The following is a 15,191-nucleotide window of genomic DNA, read 5'->3' as shown; positions in this document are numbered from 1 at the left end:
CGACGGCAGCATGCCGAGCGAGCCGGTCATCATCGCCGCCTCGTCCGACAGGATGTCGCCGAACAGGTTGTCGGTGACGATCACGTCGAACTGCTTCGGGTTCTTCAGCAGCTGCATGGCGCCGTTGTCGGCGTACATGTGGCTCAGCTCGACATCCTGGAACTCTTCCTGGTGCAGCTTGGTCACTTCCTGGCGCCACAGCAGGCCGGATTCCATGACGTTCGCCTTTTCCATCGAGCAGAGCTTGTTGCCGCGCTTGCGGGCCAGCTCGAACGCGACGCGGGCGACGCGGCGGATCTCCGACGTGGTGTAGACCTGGGTGTTGACGCCGCGGCGCTCGCCGTTGCCGATGTCGGTGATGCCGCGCGGCTCACCGAAATAGACGCCGCCGGTCAGCTCGCGGACGATCAGGATGTCCAGGCCGCGGATGACGTCCGGCTTGAGAGTCGAGGCGTCGACCAGCGCGTCGAACACCACGGCCGGACGCAGGTTGGCGAACAGGCCCAGTTCCTTGCGCAGGGTCAGCAGGCCCGCTTCCGGGCGCTTGGTGTAGTCGCTGGGGTTGTCCCACTTCGGGCCGCCGACGGCGCCCAGCATCACCGCGTCCACCGCCAGCGCCTCGGCCAGCGTGGCGTCGGACAGCGGAACGCCGTGGGCTTCGATGGCCGCGCCGCCGACCAGGCCTTCGGACACGTCGAAGGTGATCTTGCGCTTGCGGTCCATCCAGTCGATGACCCGGCGAACCTGGCGCATCACCTCGGGGCCGATGCCGTCACCGGGGAGGAACAGAAGCTTCTTATTGGCGGCCATGGCGGGCGCACTCCCAAATATCAGACGTCAAGAAGACAGATGGTGAAATCGGGGGAGGACGGGGGCGGTCAGCCCCACATCCACGGCTGGCCGGCGCGCTGCTTGCCTTCGTACCCGTCGATATGGGCCGACTGCTGCAGCGTCAGGCCGATGTCGTCCAGGCCGTTCAGCAGGCAATGCTTGCGGAACGGGTCCAGCTCGAAGGAGATGGTGCCGCCGTCCGGGCCGGTGATGGTCTGCTTCTCAAGGTCGACCGTGATGACGGCGTTCGACCCGCGCGACGCGTCGTCGAGCAGCAGGTCGACCTGCTCCTTCGGCAACTTGATCGGCAGGATGCCGTTCTTGAAACAGTTGTTGTAGAAGATGTCGGCGAAGCTGGGGGCGATGATGCAGCGGATGCCGAAATCGGCCAGCGCCCACGGCGCATGCTCGCGCGAGGAGCCGCAGCCGAAATTGTCGCCCGCCACCATGATGCTGGCCTTGCGGTAGGCCGGCTTGTTCAGGACGAAGTCCGGGATCTCCTGCCCGTCCGGGGTGTAGCGCATCTCGTCGAACAGATGCTTGCCCAGCCCCGTCCGCTTGATGGTCTTCAGGAACTGCTTCGGGATGATCATGTCGGTATCGACGTTGATCATCGGCAGCGGCGCCGCAACGCCGGTGAGAACCGTGAACTTTTCCATCGCCAGAAATCCTGTCGCGCAAGAAGGCGCAAGCGTGCGCATGCAGAGCGTGGTGAATAGCAGACCGAACAAGCCATTGCCAGAGGAAGCTTGCCCTTTTCCCGGCACGCAATGAGCGAACAGGCATGCGCGAATGCACCGGCGCGCATCTTTGTTGCGTCAACGCGCGCGGATCGTCCCGGTCAGGCCCGATTGCCGGGGCCGAAACGCAGCGCCAGAACCAGCGCCGCCGCCAGCGCGCCTGCCGCAAGCAGGAAGGACAGCCACAGCGCCGCGGCGTCGCCGAACCGCTCGATCACCAGCGCGTAGACCAGCGGGGCGAGGGCCGAGACGAAGAATCCGGGCGTGATCAGGCGCCCGACGGTCTGGCCGTAGCGGGCGGGATCGAACAGGACCAGCGGCAGGGCGCCACGCACGATGGTGACCAGTCCGTTTCCGGCCCCGAACAGCAGGGCGAAGGCGATGCCGGCCGCGGGCGCCGCCCCGAAGGCGACCGGGAACAGGAAACAGGGCACGATCAGCCCGGTGGCCAGGATGGCGAGGCCGAAGGCGGACAGCCGCCTGCCGAACCGGATCTCCGCCAGCCGCGCCGCCGATTGTCCGACGCCGCGCAGGGTGGACACCCACACCGCCAGAGCCGGCGCCATCCCCAGCCCCGCCAGCATGCCGATCATGTGGGCCGACAGGCCGGAGTTCAGCATCCCCGACAGCGCAACGATCAATGCATAGAGAACCGCCGCCAAGGCCGACGGCGGCGGGGTGGCCGGCGCTGCGGGTGCCTGGACGGCCGGCGGCACGTCCGGCACCGGCTCCGCGAAGCGGTCGGGCGGGATCAGCAGATGCAGCGGCACGGTGGCGAGTGCCAGCAGCGCATAGACGAGGAGCGCGCCGCGCCAGCCCAGCCCCTCCGCCACCGACTGCCCGACCAGCCACATCACGCTGGAGGCAAGCCCGCCGAGCAGCGTGATCTGCGAGATCGGCCTGCGCGCCCCCCGGCCGCCGATGCGGGCCAGCGCGGCGAAGGCCGCATCGTACAGCGCCATCCGCATCGCAAGTCCGAGCAGAACCCAGGAGGCGTAATAGACGACCAGCCCATGCGCCAGCGCCAGCCCGATGCAGCCCGCCGCCATCAGAAGGGACCCGGCGACCATGACCGCCCGACCGCCCCGCCGGTCGATGGCCCGGCCGACGGCGGACGACACCAGCCCCATCACCACCAGCGCCAGGGTGAAACCGCCATGGATCGCCGGCAATCCCTGCCCCAGATCGGCAGCCATCGCCTCGCCGAACAGGCCGACGAGGTAGTAGGACACACCCCAGCAGACCAGCTGCGACATGCCCAGCGCCCACACCACCCGCGCCGGCACCGCCGGTCCGCTCTTTCCGTCCACGCCCCGCCACCCCGTTCTTGACATTGGTCGGCGCCACGGTAGCGGCCGGCGGGGGTTGGGAAAAACGACTTGTTCTGCGATGACCGTTGAGAAAATATCAACGGATGTCCAGCCGTTCGAACACTTCGCTTCCTCCGCTCAACGCCCTTCGCGCCTTCGTCGCCGCCGCCCGCCATGGCAGCTTCCGTGCCGCTGCGGAGGAGCTGTGCGTCACCACCGGCGCGGTCAGCCGGCAGATTCGTCTGCTGGAGGATTGGCTGGGGCTGGCGCTGTTCGACCGGTCGCGCCGGCAGGTCCGGCTCACCCCGGTCGGCGCCCGTTATTTCGTGCGGGTGGCCGATCTGTTCGACCAGCTGGCGACCGCCACCGGCACATTGCGCGAGGAGAAGGGCGGGCAGGTCGTTCATCTCGACTGCATCCCGACCTTCGCCATGCATTGGCTGCTGCCGCGGCTGCCGGCCTTCAAGGCGGCCTTTCCCGACGTCGAGCTGTCGCTGTTCACGGCACCCGACCGCATCGACCTGTCGCGCCCGCTCGACTACGCCATCCGTCGCGATCCCGGCCATTTCGCCGGCTTGGCTCCCCACCCGCTGATGGCCGAGCGCTCGGCGCCGGTCTGCAGTCCGCAATTGCTGAAGGAGGTGAACGGCGAAGCGATGCCGGACGGGCTGGCCGGGCGCACGGTCATCGCCATCCGGGCGCGGCCGGATTTGTGGCCGAACTGGTGCGCCGCCAACCGCATCGGCGCCGACCGGCTGCGCAACCGGCTGGACGTCGATCACACCTATGTCGCCATCCAGGCGGCGGTAGACGGATTGGGAATAGCCCTGGTGCCGCTGCTGTTCATCGAGCGGCAGCTGGCCGACGGGCGGCTGGTTCCGGTCCCCGGCTGTCCCGCGGCGGAGACCGGACGCTATTTCCTGCTGGAGCACAGCCATCCCGACCACACGGCCCTGCCCGGTCTGGCCGACTGGCTGCGAGGGCAGGAATCCGCGGCGCAGGACTCCTCCATGATGGCGGTCTGATCCGCCGCGCCCCTTGCGGCGGGCGTGGCGACCGCCTACCAAATCCCCTGCTACCCCCCTGCCACCCCCCTGCCAAGCCGTCATGTCCCACCGAATGACCGAGACCAACGAAGGCCGCACGACCCGATGCCGACCATTGACGACGACCGCCGCGCCCGCCTGATCGGCCGTGCCTTCCTGCTGCTGGCCCCGCTCGCCTACGGGCTGCTGACGCTGTCCTTCGGCATGGACGCCAACTGGGACCTGCGGAACTACCATTGGTACAACGCCTATGCGCTGCTGACCGGGCGGATCGGGCGCGACCTGCTGCCGGCGCAGATGCCGACCTTCTACAGCCCCTTCCTGGACGTGCCCTTCTATTGGCTGGCGACCCACCTGCCGGCGCGGGGGGCGGGATTCCTGTGGGGAGCACTGCAGGGAATCAACCTGTCGCTACTGTATCTGCTGGCATCGTCCTGTTTCCGGAACGGTCCGGCTGTGCAACGAAGCCTGATCGCCATGGCCCTTGCAGTGATGGGCGGGCTGGGCGGCGGGGCGTTGGGACTGATCGGCACCACCTTCCAGGACAATGTGGTCAGCCTGGGCGTGCTGGGTGCGCTCGCCGTCATCGCCGGCAGCCTGCCCGGCATCCTGGACGGCCGGCCATTGCCGAGCTTCGCACGGGTGGCGGCGGCCGGGCTGCTGGCCGGGGTTGCGATGGGGCTGAAGAACCCGACGGTGATCTATGCGGTCGGGCTGTGCCTGGGCTTCCTGGCCCTGCCCGCCCGGCCATGGCGGCGGCTGTGGCTGGCCTTCTTCTTCGGCATCGGCGTGCTGGGCGGTCTGGCGCTGGGCGGCGGCGTGTGGATGGCCCATCTGTGGCACGATTACGGGAACCCGGTCTTCCCGCACATGAACCACATCTTCAAGTCGCCCTTCGCCGCGATATCCGACTACGTCAATGTCAGCTTCTTTCCGCCCGGCCTGTGGCAGCGGCTGTTCTTCCCCTTCGTCTTCACCTTTTCCCCCCTGACGGTGGGCGAGGTGCCGTTCTTCGACCTGCGGGTGCTGGCGCTGTTCGTCCTGGTGCCGGTGGGAGCCGTCGGCGCGCTGTTCGGATGGTCGCTGCATCGGCGGAACGATTGGCTGACTGACAAGCCGGCGACACGGTTCCTGCTGACGGCGCTGAGCGTCACCTACGCGCTGTGGGTGGTAATGTTCTGCATCTACCGCTATCTGGTGCCGCTGGAGATGCTGGCGCCGCTGGGGCTGGTGATGGCGGTCGGCCTGCTGCCGCTGTCCCGGCGCCTGCGCATCGGGCTGGCGGTGGCCCTGCTGGCGCTGGTGCAGCTGACGGTGCAGCCGGCCGATTGGGGGCGTGTCGCCTGGGCCGATAAGTGGGTGACGGCGGAGGTGCCGCCCATCGAGGACCCGGACGACACCATGGTGCTGATGGCGGGATATTGGGCCATCTCGCATGTCATCCCGTCCTTCCCGTCCCGCGCCACCTTCGTGCGCATCCAGTCCAACTTCCTGCAGCCTGATTCGGTCGGCAACGGCCATCTCGCCATCCTGAAGGACAAGGTGGCGTCGCATCGCGGCCCCTTCCTGATGCTTAGCACGATCCCCGACACGGCTGGAGCGGCGAAGGCCGCCGCCCTGCTCGGCCTGCGGTTGGATCCGCAGCGCTGCCGGACGATTCCCAACAATCTGGGCGAGACCCTGAACCTCTGCGCGGTGGACAGGACGACCTGAAATCGGGAGACAGTGGAATAATTGCCGGGTTTGTGCTGTTTATCGCCGGTAACCGCCCCGTCCGCCCTTTTCGAGCCATAAAGCCAGCGCCATGACCGTATCGACCATCGACCGCGCCGACTCCATCACCGGCACCGACGCTTCGGGAACGCCGCGGACGAACGCGGACGCCGCCCCGGCTCCGACCATCGCGGTGCTGATCCCGTGCTATAACGAAGAGGCGGCGATCGGCAAGGTGGTGCAGGACTTCCGCGCTGCCCTGCCGGAGGCGACGGTGTACGTCTACGACAACAACTCCAAGGACCGGACGGTCGAGGTCGCGCGTGCGGCGGGGGCGGTGGTCCGGGCCGAGCCGCTGCAGGGCAAGGGCAACGTCATGCGCCGCATGTTCGCCGACATCGAGGCGGACGTTTATGTGCTGGTCGACGGCGACGACACCTATCACGCCGCCAGCGCGCCGCAGCTGGTCAAGCGCCTGTGGGACGAGCAGCTGGACATGGTCAACGGCGCGCGGGTGACCGACATCGTCGCCGCCTACCGCCCCGGCCACCGGTTCGGCAACCTCGTGCTGACCGGCATGGTGGCCAAGATCTTCGGCAGCCGCATCGGCGACATGCTGTCGGGCTACCGGGTGTTCTCCCGCCGCTTCGTGAAGTCCTTCCCGGCGCTCGCCAGCGGTTTCGAAACCGAAACGGAGCTGACCGTCCATGCGCTGGAGCTTCGCATGCCGATCGCCGAGGTGAAGACCCCCTACAAGGACCGGCCGCCCGGGTCGCACAGCAAGCTGAACACCATCCGCGACGGCATCCGCATCCTGCGCGCGATCATCATGCTGGTGAAGGAGGAGCGGCCGCTGCCCTTCTTCTCCGGGCTGTTCGGCGTGCTGGCCCTGCTGTCGGTGATCCTCGGCATTCCGGTGATCTTGACCTATTTCGAGACCGGACTGGTTCCGCGCTTCCCCACCGCGGTGCTGGCGACCGGGCTGATGCTGATGGCCTTCCTCAGCCTGACCTGCGGCCTGATCCTGGACACCGTCACCCATGGCCGCCGCGAGGCCAAGCGCATGCATTACCTGTCGCTGCGCGCGCCGGGGAACCATCCGCCGCTGGTCGGCGAGCGTGGGGACGGTCGCCGGTGAGGGGGTTGGCCGATGGACTGCTGAACAGCCGGCTCGGCCGGCTGGGGGTGCAATTCGCCAAGTTCGGCGTGGTCGGCGTCATCGGGCTGCTGGTGGACACCGCCGTGCTCTATGGCGGTCTGGCGCTGGGACTGGAGTTCTTCGCCGCCCGCATTCCGTCCTTCTTCGCCGCGGCGACCGCGACCTGGGCGCTGAACCGCGCCTTCACCTTCCGCGGCGCCGCGGACGAACCTCTGCACCGCCAATGGGCCAAGTTCATCGCCGCCAACGCCATCGGCGGCGTGGTGAATTACGGCGTGTCGGTCGGTCTGGAATCGAGCGTGCAGACCGTCGCCGACCACCCGTTCCTGGCCGTGGCCGCCGGTTCGATCGCCGGCATGTTCTTCAACTTCGCGGCGTCGAAGCATCTGGTGTTCAAGGGAGCGTGACGGGGGCGTGACGGGGGGCATACTCCCCTGGACACGCCCGCGAATCTGCCTTGCGCGGCGCCTTATGGACTTATCCCCACGGCTCGCCATATAACGGCGGCCATGACCCGCGAATTCCTGAAGATGCACGGCCTCGGCAACGACTTCGTCGTGATCGACGCCCGTTCCGAACCCTACCGCCCCTCTGCGGCGGAGGTCCGCGCCATCGCCGACCGCAAGACCGGCGTGGGCTGCGACCAGTTCATCATCCTGGAACGGACCGAGGCGCCGGGCGCCGACGCCTTCATGCGCATCCACAACGCCGACGGCAGCGAGGCCGCGGCCTGCGGCAATGCGTCGCGCTGCGTCGGCTGGCTGCTGATGGAGGAGAGCGGGCGCGACCGCGCCAGCTTCCAGACCGCCGCGGGTCTGCTGCACGCCTTCCGCGCCGACAACGGCCGCATCACGGTGGACATGGGTCCGCCCCGGCTGGATTGGAGCGCCATCCCGCTGGCCGCCCCCACCGATACGCTGCGGGTCGAATCGGTGGAGCATGGCGGCTTCGCAGGCCCGGTCGCGGTCAACATGGGCAACCCGCACGCCGTCTTCTTCGTCGACGATGCCGAGGCGGTGCCGCTGGCCGAGGTCGGCCCGGTGTTCGAGAACCACCCAACCTTCCCGGAGCGGTCCAACATCGAGTTCGCGCAGGTCCTGTCGCCCACCGCGATCCGCATGCGGGTGTGGGAGCGCGGCGCCGGCATCACCCAGGCCTGCGGCACCGGCGCCTGCGCCACGCTGGTGGCGGCGGCCCGCCGCGGCCTGACCGGGCGCAAGGCCGACATCCTGCTGGACGGCGGCACCCTGACCATCGAATGGACCGAGGACGACCGCGTCCTGATGACCGGCCCGGTGGCGCTCGCCTTCAGCGGCCGGCTGTCGGCTGAACTGGTTTCCGCTGGACAAGGCGATGCCTGAGATCAGCAGGTTCTTCGGCATCATCATCGCGATGTATTACAACGATCACGCGCCGCCGCATTTCCATGTGCGGTATGGCAATCAGAAAGCCGTGATCGACATTTCGACGCTTGGGATCATGGAGGGTGAACTTTCGCCCCGGGCGTTGGGACTTGTGACGGAATGGGCCGCCCTGCATAGGAACGAGTTGAAGAACGATTGGGAACTGGCGCGCAGGCATGCGCCGTTGAATCAGATAGCTCCGCTGGAATGAACCGATGCTGAAGGATATTGTCGCCGCCACGCCGCTCGACGGCTACCGCCTGCACCTCCGGTTCGAGGATGGTGCGGAGGGGGATGTCGACGTGTCCGCCCTGGTTCCTTTCACCGGAGTGTTTGCCGTGCTGCGCGAACCCGAAACCTTCGCAGCGGTTCGCGTCGATCCGGAGCTTGGGACGGTGGTCTGGCCGAATGGAGCCGATCTCGATCCAGCCGTTCTCTATTCCTCGATCACCGGCGCCCCCTTGCCCGGTATGGGAGGGGCTCAGCATGCCCGATGATGTCGCCCTGAAGACCGACGGCCCCGAGATCGTCACCTTCGGCTGCCGCCTGAACACCTACGAGTCCGAGGTGATGCGCAATCATGTGCGCAGCGCCGGGCTGGACGACGTGGTGATCGTCAACACCTGCGCCGTCACTTCGGAAGCCGAGCGGCAGGCGCGGCAGACCATCCGAAAGCTGCGGCGCGAGCGGCCGGACGCCCGCATCGTCGTCACCGGCTGTGCCGCCCAGATCGACCCGCAGCGCTTCGCGGCGATGCCGGAAGTCGATCAGGTGCTGGGCAACCAGGAAAAGCTGCAGCCGGAAAGCTGGGGCCTGCCGCCGGCCGAGAAGGTTCTGGTCAACGACATCATGTCGGTGAAGGAGACCGCCGGTCACCTGATCGGCGGGTTCGAGGACCGTGCCCGTGCCTTCGTCCAGGTCCAGCAGGGCTGCGACCATCGCTGCACCTTCTGCATCATCCCCTATGGCCGAGGGCCCTCGCGCTCCGTCCCCATCGGCGGCATCGTCGAGCAGGTCCAGGCGCTGGTGAAGGCCGGCTACAACGAGGTGGTGCTGTCGGGCGTCGACATCACCAGCTATGGCCCCGACCTGCCCGGTTCGCCGTCGCTGGGGCAGATGGTGCGCCGGCTGCTGGCCCTGGTGCCGGAATTGCCGCGGCTGCGCCTGTCCTCCATCGACTGCATCGAGATGGACGACGACCTCTGGCGCCTGATCGAAAACGAGCCGCGCCTGATGCCGCACCTGCACCTGTCGCTGCAGGCCGGTGACGACATGGTGCTGAAGCGGATGAAGCGCCGCCACGGCCGCGCCGATTCCATCGCGTTTTGCGAGCGGGTGCGCTCGATCCGCCCCGACGTGGTGTTCGGCGCCGACTTCATCGCCGGTTTCCCGACGGAGACCGAGGAGATGTTCCAGAACACCATGCGGCTGGTGGAGGACTGCGGCCTTACCTGGTTGCATGTCTTCCCCTACAGCCCGCGCCCCGGCACGCCGGCCGCCCGCATGCCGCAGGTCGACGGCGCCGTCCGCAAGGAGCGCGCCGCCCGCCTGCGCGCCGTCGGCGAGGCGGCGGAAGCCCGCACCCTGGCGAGCCTCATCGGCCGCACCGCTACGGTGCTGGTGGAGAAGGACGATTTGGGCCGCACGGAACATTTCGCCGCGGTCCGCCTGGGCCGGCCCTTCCCGCCCGGTTCGCTGGTGCCTGCCGCCATCACCGGCATCAAGGACGGCGTGCTGACCGGCACCCCGCTCTGACCCCTCTCATAGTGGACACTCCATGATTTTCCGCTGGTTCGGCCGCAAGAAGCCCGAAGAGACCGCGCCCAAGGACGAGGCGGCGAAAGACGAGTCGGTCACTCTGGAGTCCGCCACCCCCGCGCCGGAACCCGAGCCGGAAAAAGCGCCCGAGCCCCCAGCCGCTCCGCCTGCGCCGAAGCCGGAGGTCGAGCCGGTGCCGGAACTGGCGCCCACCCCGCCGAGCGCCGAACCGCCGCCCGCGCCGCCGGCTCCCGTCGCGCAGACGCCGGTCCCCCCTCCGCCCGCTGCCGCACCCGTCGAGCCGCCCCCCGCCCCTGCCCCGGTGGCCCCTGCCCCGGTGCCGGAGCCTGAAGCGGTTCCGGAACTGCCGCCGGCTCCAGCCCCCGCACCTGTTGCCGCCGCTGCCGAAGAGGCGCCGCCGACCAGGAAGGGCTGGTTCGCCAAGCTGAAGGAAGGACTGTCGAAGTCCTCGTCCAAGCTGACCGACGGCATCACCAGCATCTTCACCAAGCGCAAGCTGGACGACGAGGCGCTGGAGGAGTTGGAAGAGCTGCTGATCACCGCCGACCTCGGCCCTGCGACCGCGGCGAAGGTGACGGCGGAACTGGCGCGCACCCGCTTCGGCAAGGAAGTCTCGCCGGAGGAGGTCAAGTCGACGCTGGCGGCCGAGGTGTCGAAGATCGTCACCCCCGTCGCCAAGCCGCTGGTTCTGGACCCGGCGCTGAAGCCGCATGTCATCCTGGTCGTCGGCGTCAACGGCACCGGCAAGACCACCACCATCGGCAAGCTCGCCCGCCAGTTCAAGGCGGAGGGCAAGAGCGTGATGCTGGCCGCCGGCGACACCTTCCGCGCCGCCGCGGTCAGCCAGCTGAAGATCTGGGGCGAGCGCACCGGCTGCCCGGTCGTCGCCCGCGACACCGGGGCGGATGCCGCCGGCCTTGCCTATGACGCGCTGGAACGCGCACGGGCCGAGAAGGTCGACGTGCTGCTGATCGACACCGCCGGCCGGCTGCAGAACAAGACCGGCCTGATGGAGGAGCTTCGCAAGATCGTCCGCGTCATCAAGAAGCTGGACGAGACGGCGCCGCACACCACCCTGCTGACGCTGGACGCCACCACCGGCCAGAACGCGCACAGCCAGGTGGAGATCTTCCGCGACATGGTCAACGTCAACGGCCTGATCCTGACCAAGCTGGACGGCTCCGCCCGCGGCGGCGTGCTGGTCTCCCTGGCGGAGAAGTTCAAGATCCCGGTCCACGCCATCGGCGTCGGAGAGGGCGTCTACGACCTGCGCCCCTTCGATGCGGATGCCTTCGCCAAGTCGCTGATGGGGCTGAACGCCGACTGACCGGTGGGGGCGTTTCGTCATCTCCGAAGGGATAAGTGCAGGGGATTGGCCGAAATTCGGCCTTCCCAGCCGGCCGTTCGTACCCCATCTTTGACGACATGACTGATAAAGCCCCGCTCCAGCCCGGGTCGGCCGGGCGCTTCACCGATGCCAAAGCCGCGCTGGCCTGCGTGCGCGACATCTACGATCGCAACACCGCTTACCTGCGCGACCGCTTCGCCGCCTACACCCAGGGCGAGGAGGAAGGCGGGCGGAACCGGGCCTATTACCCCTATGTCCGGATGACCGCCGTGTCGGGAGCCGCGGTCGACACCCGGCTGTCCTACGGCTTCGTCGAGGGGGTCGGCGTCCATTCCACCACGGTGACGCGCCCCGACCTGTTCGAACGCTATCTGCTGGAACAATTCACGCTTCTGCTGCGCAACCACGACGTCCCGCTGGAGGTCGGTGTCAGCGAGGAGGCGATCCCGATCCATTTCGCCTTCCCCAACGGCATGTATGTGGAAGGCGATTTGCCGCCGGACCGGCTGACCAAGCTGCCGGACCTGTTCGACCTGCCCGATCTGGCGCGGATGGACGACACCATCGTCAACGGAACCTGCGATGCCGGAATGGACGCGGTGAAGCCGCTGGCGCTGTTCACGGCCCCGCGGGTGGATTTCTCGCTGCACCGGCTGCGCCACTACACCGCGACCGCGCCGGAGCATTTCCAGAACTTCGTCCTGTTCACCAACTACCAGTTCTATGTGGACGAGTTCATCCGGCTGTCGCGCGAGATCATGGAGCCGACCGGCGATGCCGATCTGGCCGCCTACCGCAGCCAGTATGACAGCTTCGTCGAGCCGGGCGACATCGTCACCACCAACCGGAACCTGGGCGGCGCGGCGGATGTTCCAGCGGCCAAGCTGACGCGCATGCCGCAGATGCCGGCCTATCACCTGAAACGGCCGGACGGCAACGGCATCACCCTGGTCAACATCGGCGTCGGGCCGTCGAACGCCAAGACCATCACCGACCACATCGCGGTGCTGCGCCCGCATGCCTGGCTGATGCTGGGCCACTGCGCCGGGCTGCGCCACACCCAGCGGCTGGGCGACTATGTGCTGGCCCACGGCTATGTCCGCGAGGACCATGTGCTGGACGCCGATTTGCCGCTGTGGGTGCCTGTGCCGGCATTGGCCGAGGTTCAGCGCGCGCTGGAGACGGCGGTGGAGCGGGTGACCGGCCTGTCGGGCTTCGACCTGAAGAGCATCATGCGCACCGGCACGGTGGCGACCATCGACAACCGCAACTGGGAACTGCGCGACCACCGCGAACCGCTGATGCGCTTCAGCCAGAGCCGCGCCATCGCGCTGGACATGGAAAGCGCGACGATCGCCGCGAACGGTTTCCGCTTCCGCGTGCCGTACGGGACGTTGCTGTGCGTGTCGGACAAGCCGATGCACGGGCAGCTGAAACTGCCGGGCATGGCCGACCGCTTCTACCGCGAGCGGGTCGACCAGCATCTGAAGATCGGCGTGCTGGCGATGGAACTGCTGCGCGAGCACGGGATGGAGACGCTGCACTCCCGCAAGCTGCGCAGCCTGGCGGAGGTGGCGTTCCAGTAGGGGGGTCGGTGGGGTGCCCCCTCCCCATCCCTCCCCCGCCCTCGGTCGGCCGAAGGCCGATCCGATCGCGGGAGAGGGGGCAGGAGCTTTGTCGGCGTCCAGCGGCAGTCCCCTCTCCCGCCCTTGATCGGCCTTCGGCCGACCGAGGGCGGGGGAGGGTTAGGGAGGGGGCAACCGCAGCCGCCCCCGTCAGCCTCAAGCCGCGACCAGCAACCCCTCGATCTCCTTCGCGGCGCCGGCCAGCGCCTTGTCCTTGGCTTCCGGCCCCATGCCGATGCCCTCGGCGCGGATGAAGGTCACGTCGGTGATGCCGAAGAAACCGAACACCGTGCGCAGATATGCTTCTTGGTGGTCCAGGCCGGCCAGCGCCGGGTTGGTCGAATAGACGCCGCCGCGCCCGGACGCCACGATCACGCGCTTGCCGCCGGCCAGACCCTCGGGACCCTTCTCGGTGTAGCGGAAGGTGCGGCCAGCCTGGGCGAGGCGGTCGATCCAGGCCTTCAGCTGGGTCGGAATGGAGAAGTTGTACATCGGCGCGCCGATCACGACGACGTCGGCGGCCAGGAACTCGTCGAGCAGCGCATTGGTCAGGGCCAACTCTTCGCTTTGGCGCGGGCTCAGGCCCTCGACGACGCCGAGCTTGACGACCTGCAGCAGTTCGCCGTCCAGATGGGCCGGCGGGTTGGCGGCGACATCGCGGGTGACGACGGTGGCCGACGGCTCGGCCTTCACCAGTGCCTCGACGATGGAGGCGGTCAGCTGGCGGGTGACGGACACGGTGCCGAGCGGGCTGGAGTCGACATGCAGGATCGTGGTCATGGCGGAAGGAGCCTCTTGGTTGTTGCGGCCGTATGTCCCGGCCGGGTTCTGACGACCAAGATGCTCCTTTGTTTTCCGGCGGTTAAGCCTGTCTGTGTGCGAAAGATCGTCTCTGGACAAGCAACAATCGGCGCAGGTGGACCGGGTCAGCGCGTCACCAGCGCCCCGCCGCGGAAGACCGCCATCTGCCCCGGCTGCATCACCGTCCAGGCCTCGTCCCTGGTCAGCGGGCGGGTGGCGATCACGGTGACGACGTCGTTGGGCGTCGTCTCCTTGGAGAAGTCGACGCTCATGTCGGCATCAAGCAGGGTGGCGGCACCGAACGGCGCCTTGCGGGTCAGCCAGGCGAGGTTGGTGGCGCAGTGGCACCACAGGTAGCGCCCGTCGCTGAGCAGCATGTTGAAGACACCGAGCGTCCCCAGATCGGCAGCCAGATGGCGGATCAGCTTCATCAGGCCGGCGGTGGTCTTCGGCGGCTCCGGATACTGCATGCGGATCTGGTCGAGCAGCCAGCAGAAGGCATGCTCGCTGTCGGTGCTGCCGACCGGCTCGTAGAAGGTCAACACGCGGTCCTTGATGCCCTTCAACTGACCATTGTGGGCGAAGGTCCAAACCCGGCCCCACAGCTCGCGGGTGAAAGGGTGGGTGTTCTCCAGCGACACCCGGCCGCGGTTGGCCCGGCGGATGTGCGAGATCACCGTGCAGGACTTGATCGAATACTGGCTGACCAGCCGGGCGATTTCCGATTCGCTGCTGGGAGCCGGGTCGTGGAAGGTGCGGCAGCCCTTCCCCTCATAAAAGGCGATGCCCCAGCCGTCGCGGTGCGGCCCGGTCTGTCCGCCGCGACGCATCAGGCCGGCGAAGCTGAAGCAGATGTCCGTGGGCACGTTGGCGCTCATGCCCAGGAGTTCGCACATGATGTCCTCGTCTGCCGCTGGTCGTCGCCCTTGGGGGCGACAAGCTACGACAGGTGGCGGGCGAGGTCACGCGTTGACATGGCTCGCGCCCTTATGCACGTGAGGGTTTCGGTCCTTATGGCTTCGGACAGGGCGGCATGTCCGGCCGCAAGCAGCCTTCCATCTTCCCTTCCGCCGGCATGGCGCCGCCCAGTCCGATCCAGGCATCCACCCGGTCGGTCTCGAATCCGCAGTCGCGGCGGTCGCCGACCTGCATCAGCGGGCGGCGGATCAGCAGCGGCCGTTCGACCATCGCGGCCAGCGCCGCGGCCTCGTCCATCGCCTCCGGCACCACCTCGCCGCTCTTCACCGCCGGGGCGGCGCGGTTGAACCAGTCCGCCACCGGACGGTCGCCGAAGAAGGGGCGGAGCGTTTCGGGCGTCCAGGGCTCGCTCAGCAGGTCACGGGCGAGCACGCGGTGACCGGCCCGCTCCAGCAGGGCCTTCTGGCGGGCATTGCCTCCGCAGCCGGGCTTTTCGAAGAACACCACATCGGCCATCG

The 15,191-nt window shown here is 68.1% G+C and carries 16 protein-coding genes; 10 read left to right on the top strand and 6 right to left on the bottom strand.

Annotated elements, in window-relative coordinates; all coding sequences use genetic code 11:
• From leuB to VD964_RS16415, 3 genes are all read right to left on the bottom strand, one after another.
• The coding region (gene leuB / locus VD964_RS16425) for a 3-isopropylmalate dehydrogenase (RefSeq protein ID WP_324869604.1) at positions 1-810 on the bottom strand (810 nt) is incomplete at its 3' end.
• 68 nt (positions 811-878) lie between these two features.
• Positions 879-1,490: a 3-isopropylmalate dehydratase small subunit gene (gene leuD, locus VD964_RS16420; protein WP_109087170.1), complete on the bottom strand. Its 612-nt coding sequence runs from the start codon at positions 1,488-1,490 to the stop codon at positions 879-881.
• Positions 1,491-1,672: 182 nt separating this feature from the next.
• The gene (locus tag VD964_RS16415; protein ID WP_324869603.1) at positions 1,673-2,881 is read right to left on the bottom strand and encodes an MFS transporter; all 1,209 of its coding nucleotides are present in this window, start codon (positions 2,879-2,881) and stop codon (positions 1,673-1,675) included.
• Between the two features lie 104 nt (positions 2,882-2,985).
• Between VD964_RS16415 and VD964_RS16410 the strand changes: the two genes are divergently transcribed.
• The 10 genes from VD964_RS16410 (at position 2,986) to VD964_RS16365 (ending at position 12,915) form a co-directional block, all read left to right on the top strand.
• Positions 2,986-3,906, top strand: a complete 921-nt coding sequence (locus tag VD964_RS16410; RefSeq protein WP_324869602.1) for a LysR substrate-binding domain-containing protein — start codon at positions 2,986-2,988, stop codon at positions 3,904-3,906.
• A 126-nt stretch (positions 3,907-4,032) separates the two neighbouring features.
• Entirely contained in the window at positions 4,033-5,640 is a 1,608-nt protein-coding gene (locus VD964_RS16405) for a hypothetical protein (protein ID WP_324869601.1), read from the top strand.
• Positions 5,641-5,731: 91 nt separating this feature from the next.
• Positions 5,732-6,778 (top strand): glycosyltransferase family 2 protein, encoded by a 1,047-nt coding sequence (locus VD964_RS16400; RefSeq protein WP_324869600.1) that lies wholly within the window; start codon positions 5,732-5,734, stop codon positions 6,776-6,778.
• Entirely contained in the window at positions 6,775-7,206 is a 432-nt protein-coding gene (locus VD964_RS16395) for a GtrA family protein (RefSeq protein ID WP_414637170.1), read from the top strand. Before VD964_RS16400 ends, VD964_RS16395 begins: the two co-directional genes overlap by 4 nt.
• Before the next feature lie 102 nt (positions 7,207-7,308).
• Positions 7,309-8,160, top strand: coding sequence for a diaminopimelate epimerase (gene dapF, locus VD964_RS16390; protein ID WP_324869598.1), 852 nt, complete (start codon positions 7,309-7,311; stop codon positions 8,158-8,160).
• Positions 8,153-8,413, top strand: a complete 261-nt coding sequence (locus tag VD964_RS16385) for a DUF4160 domain-containing protein (protein ID WP_324869597.1) — start codon at positions 8,153-8,155, stop codon at positions 8,411-8,413. The genes dapF and VD964_RS16385 overlap by 8 nt, the downstream gene beginning before the upstream one ends.
• A gap of 4 nt (positions 8,414-8,417) precedes the next feature.
• Positions 8,418-8,699, top strand: coding sequence for a DUF2442 domain-containing protein (locus VD964_RS16380; protein WP_324869596.1), 282 nt, complete (start codon positions 8,418-8,420; stop codon positions 8,697-8,699).
• A complete protein-coding gene (mtaB, locus tag VD964_RS16375; RefSeq protein ID WP_324869595.1) occupies positions 8,689-9,957 on the top strand; it encodes a tRNA (N(6)-L-threonylcarbamoyladenosine(37)-C(2))-methylthiotransferase MtaB in 1,269 nt (422 codons plus the stop codon). The genes VD964_RS16380 and mtaB overlap by 11 nt, the downstream gene beginning before the upstream one ends.
• Before the next feature lie 22 nt (positions 9,958-9,979).
• Positions 9,980-11,308: a signal recognition particle-docking protein FtsY gene (gene ftsY, locus VD964_RS16370; protein ID WP_324869594.1), complete on the top strand. Its 1,329-nt coding sequence runs from the start codon at positions 9,980-9,982 to the stop codon at positions 11,306-11,308.
• Between the two features lie 98 nt (positions 11,309-11,406).
• The gene (locus VD964_RS16365; RefSeq protein ID WP_324869593.1) at positions 11,407-12,915 is read left to right on the top strand and encodes an AMP nucleosidase; all 1,509 of its coding nucleotides are present in this window, start codon (positions 11,407-11,409) and stop codon (positions 12,913-12,915) included.
• Positions 12,916-13,110: 195 nt separating this feature from the next.
• On the opposite strand, the gene VD964_RS16360 is transcribed toward VD964_RS16365, so the two are convergent.
• The 3 genes from VD964_RS16360 to VD964_RS16350 form a co-directional block, all read right to left on the bottom strand.
• Complete coding sequence (locus VD964_RS16360; RefSeq protein ID WP_324869592.1) at positions 13,111-13,734, bottom strand: FMN-dependent NADH-azoreductase; 624 nt, start codon at positions 13,732-13,734, stop codon at positions 13,111-13,113.
• 146 nt (positions 13,735-13,880) lie between these two features.
• The gene (locus VD964_RS16355; RefSeq protein WP_324869591.1) at positions 13,881-14,651 is read right to left on the bottom strand and encodes a class II glutamine amidotransferase; all 771 of its coding nucleotides are present in this window, start codon (positions 14,649-14,651) and stop codon (positions 13,881-13,883) included.
• A 115-nt stretch (positions 14,652-14,766) separates the two neighbouring features.
• Positions 14,767-15,189 (bottom strand): ArsC/Spx/MgsR family protein, encoded by a 423-nt coding sequence (locus VD964_RS16350; protein ID WP_324869590.1) that lies wholly within the window; start codon positions 15,187-15,189, stop codon positions 14,767-14,769.
• Positions 15,190-15,191: the final 2 nt, after the last annotated feature.

It is taken from the genome of Azospirillum sp. (assembly GCF_035628975.1).
Classification (GTDB): domain Bacteria; phylum Pseudomonadota; class Alphaproteobacteria; order Azospirillales; family Azospirillaceae; genus Azospirillum.
The sequence above is the reverse complement of the archived record's forward strand: the minus strand, read 5'-3'. Positions and strand labels throughout refer to the sequence as shown.

Coding starts and splice junctions, on each gene's coding strand:
- ftsY (WP_324869594.1), top strand. CDS start 9,980: ATGATTTTCCGCTGGTTCGGCCGCAAGAAGCCCGAAGAGACCGCGCCC.
- VD964_RS16355 (WP_324869591.1), bottom strand. CDS start 14,651: ATGTGCGAACTCCTGGGCATGAGCGCCAACGTGCCCACGGACATCTGC.
- VD964_RS16400 (WP_324869600.1), top strand. CDS start 5,732: ATGACCGTATCGACCATCGACCGCGCCGACTCCATCACCGGCACCGAC.
- VD964_RS16380 (WP_324869596.1), top strand. CDS start 8,418: ATGCTGAAGGATATTGTCGCCGCCACGCCGCTCGACGGCTACCGCCTG.
- VD964_RS16410 (WP_324869602.1), top strand. CDS start 2,986: ATGTCCAGCCGTTCGAACACTTCGCTTCCTCCGCTCAACGCCCTTCGC.
- VD964_RS16365 (WP_324869593.1), top strand. CDS start 11,407: ATGACTGATAAAGCCCCGCTCCAGCCCGGGTCGGCCGGGCGCTTCACC.
- VD964_RS16385 (WP_324869597.1), top strand. CDS start 8,153: ATGCCTGAGATCAGCAGGTTCTTCGGCATCATCATCGCGATGTATTAC.
- VD964_RS16350 (WP_324869590.1), bottom strand. CDS start 15,189: ATGGCCGATGTGGTGTTCTTCGAAAAGCCCGGCTGCGGAGGCAATGCC.
- VD964_RS16360 (WP_324869592.1), bottom strand. CDS start 13,734: ATGACCACGATCCTGCATGTCGACTCCAGCCCGCTCGGCACCGTGTCC.
- dapF (WP_324869598.1), top strand. CDS start 7,309: ATGACCCGCGAATTCCTGAAGATGCACGGCCTCGGCAACGACTTCGTC.
- leuD (WP_109087170.1), bottom strand. CDS start 1,490: ATGGAAAAGTTCACGGTTCTCACCGGCGTTGCGGCGCCGCTGCCGATG.
- VD964_RS16405 (WP_324869601.1), top strand. CDS start 4,033: ATGCCGACCATTGACGACGACCGCCGCGCCCGCCTGATCGGCCGTGCC.
- mtaB (WP_324869595.1), top strand. CDS start 8,689: ATGCCCGATGATGTCGCCCTGAAGACCGACGGCCCCGAGATCGTCACC.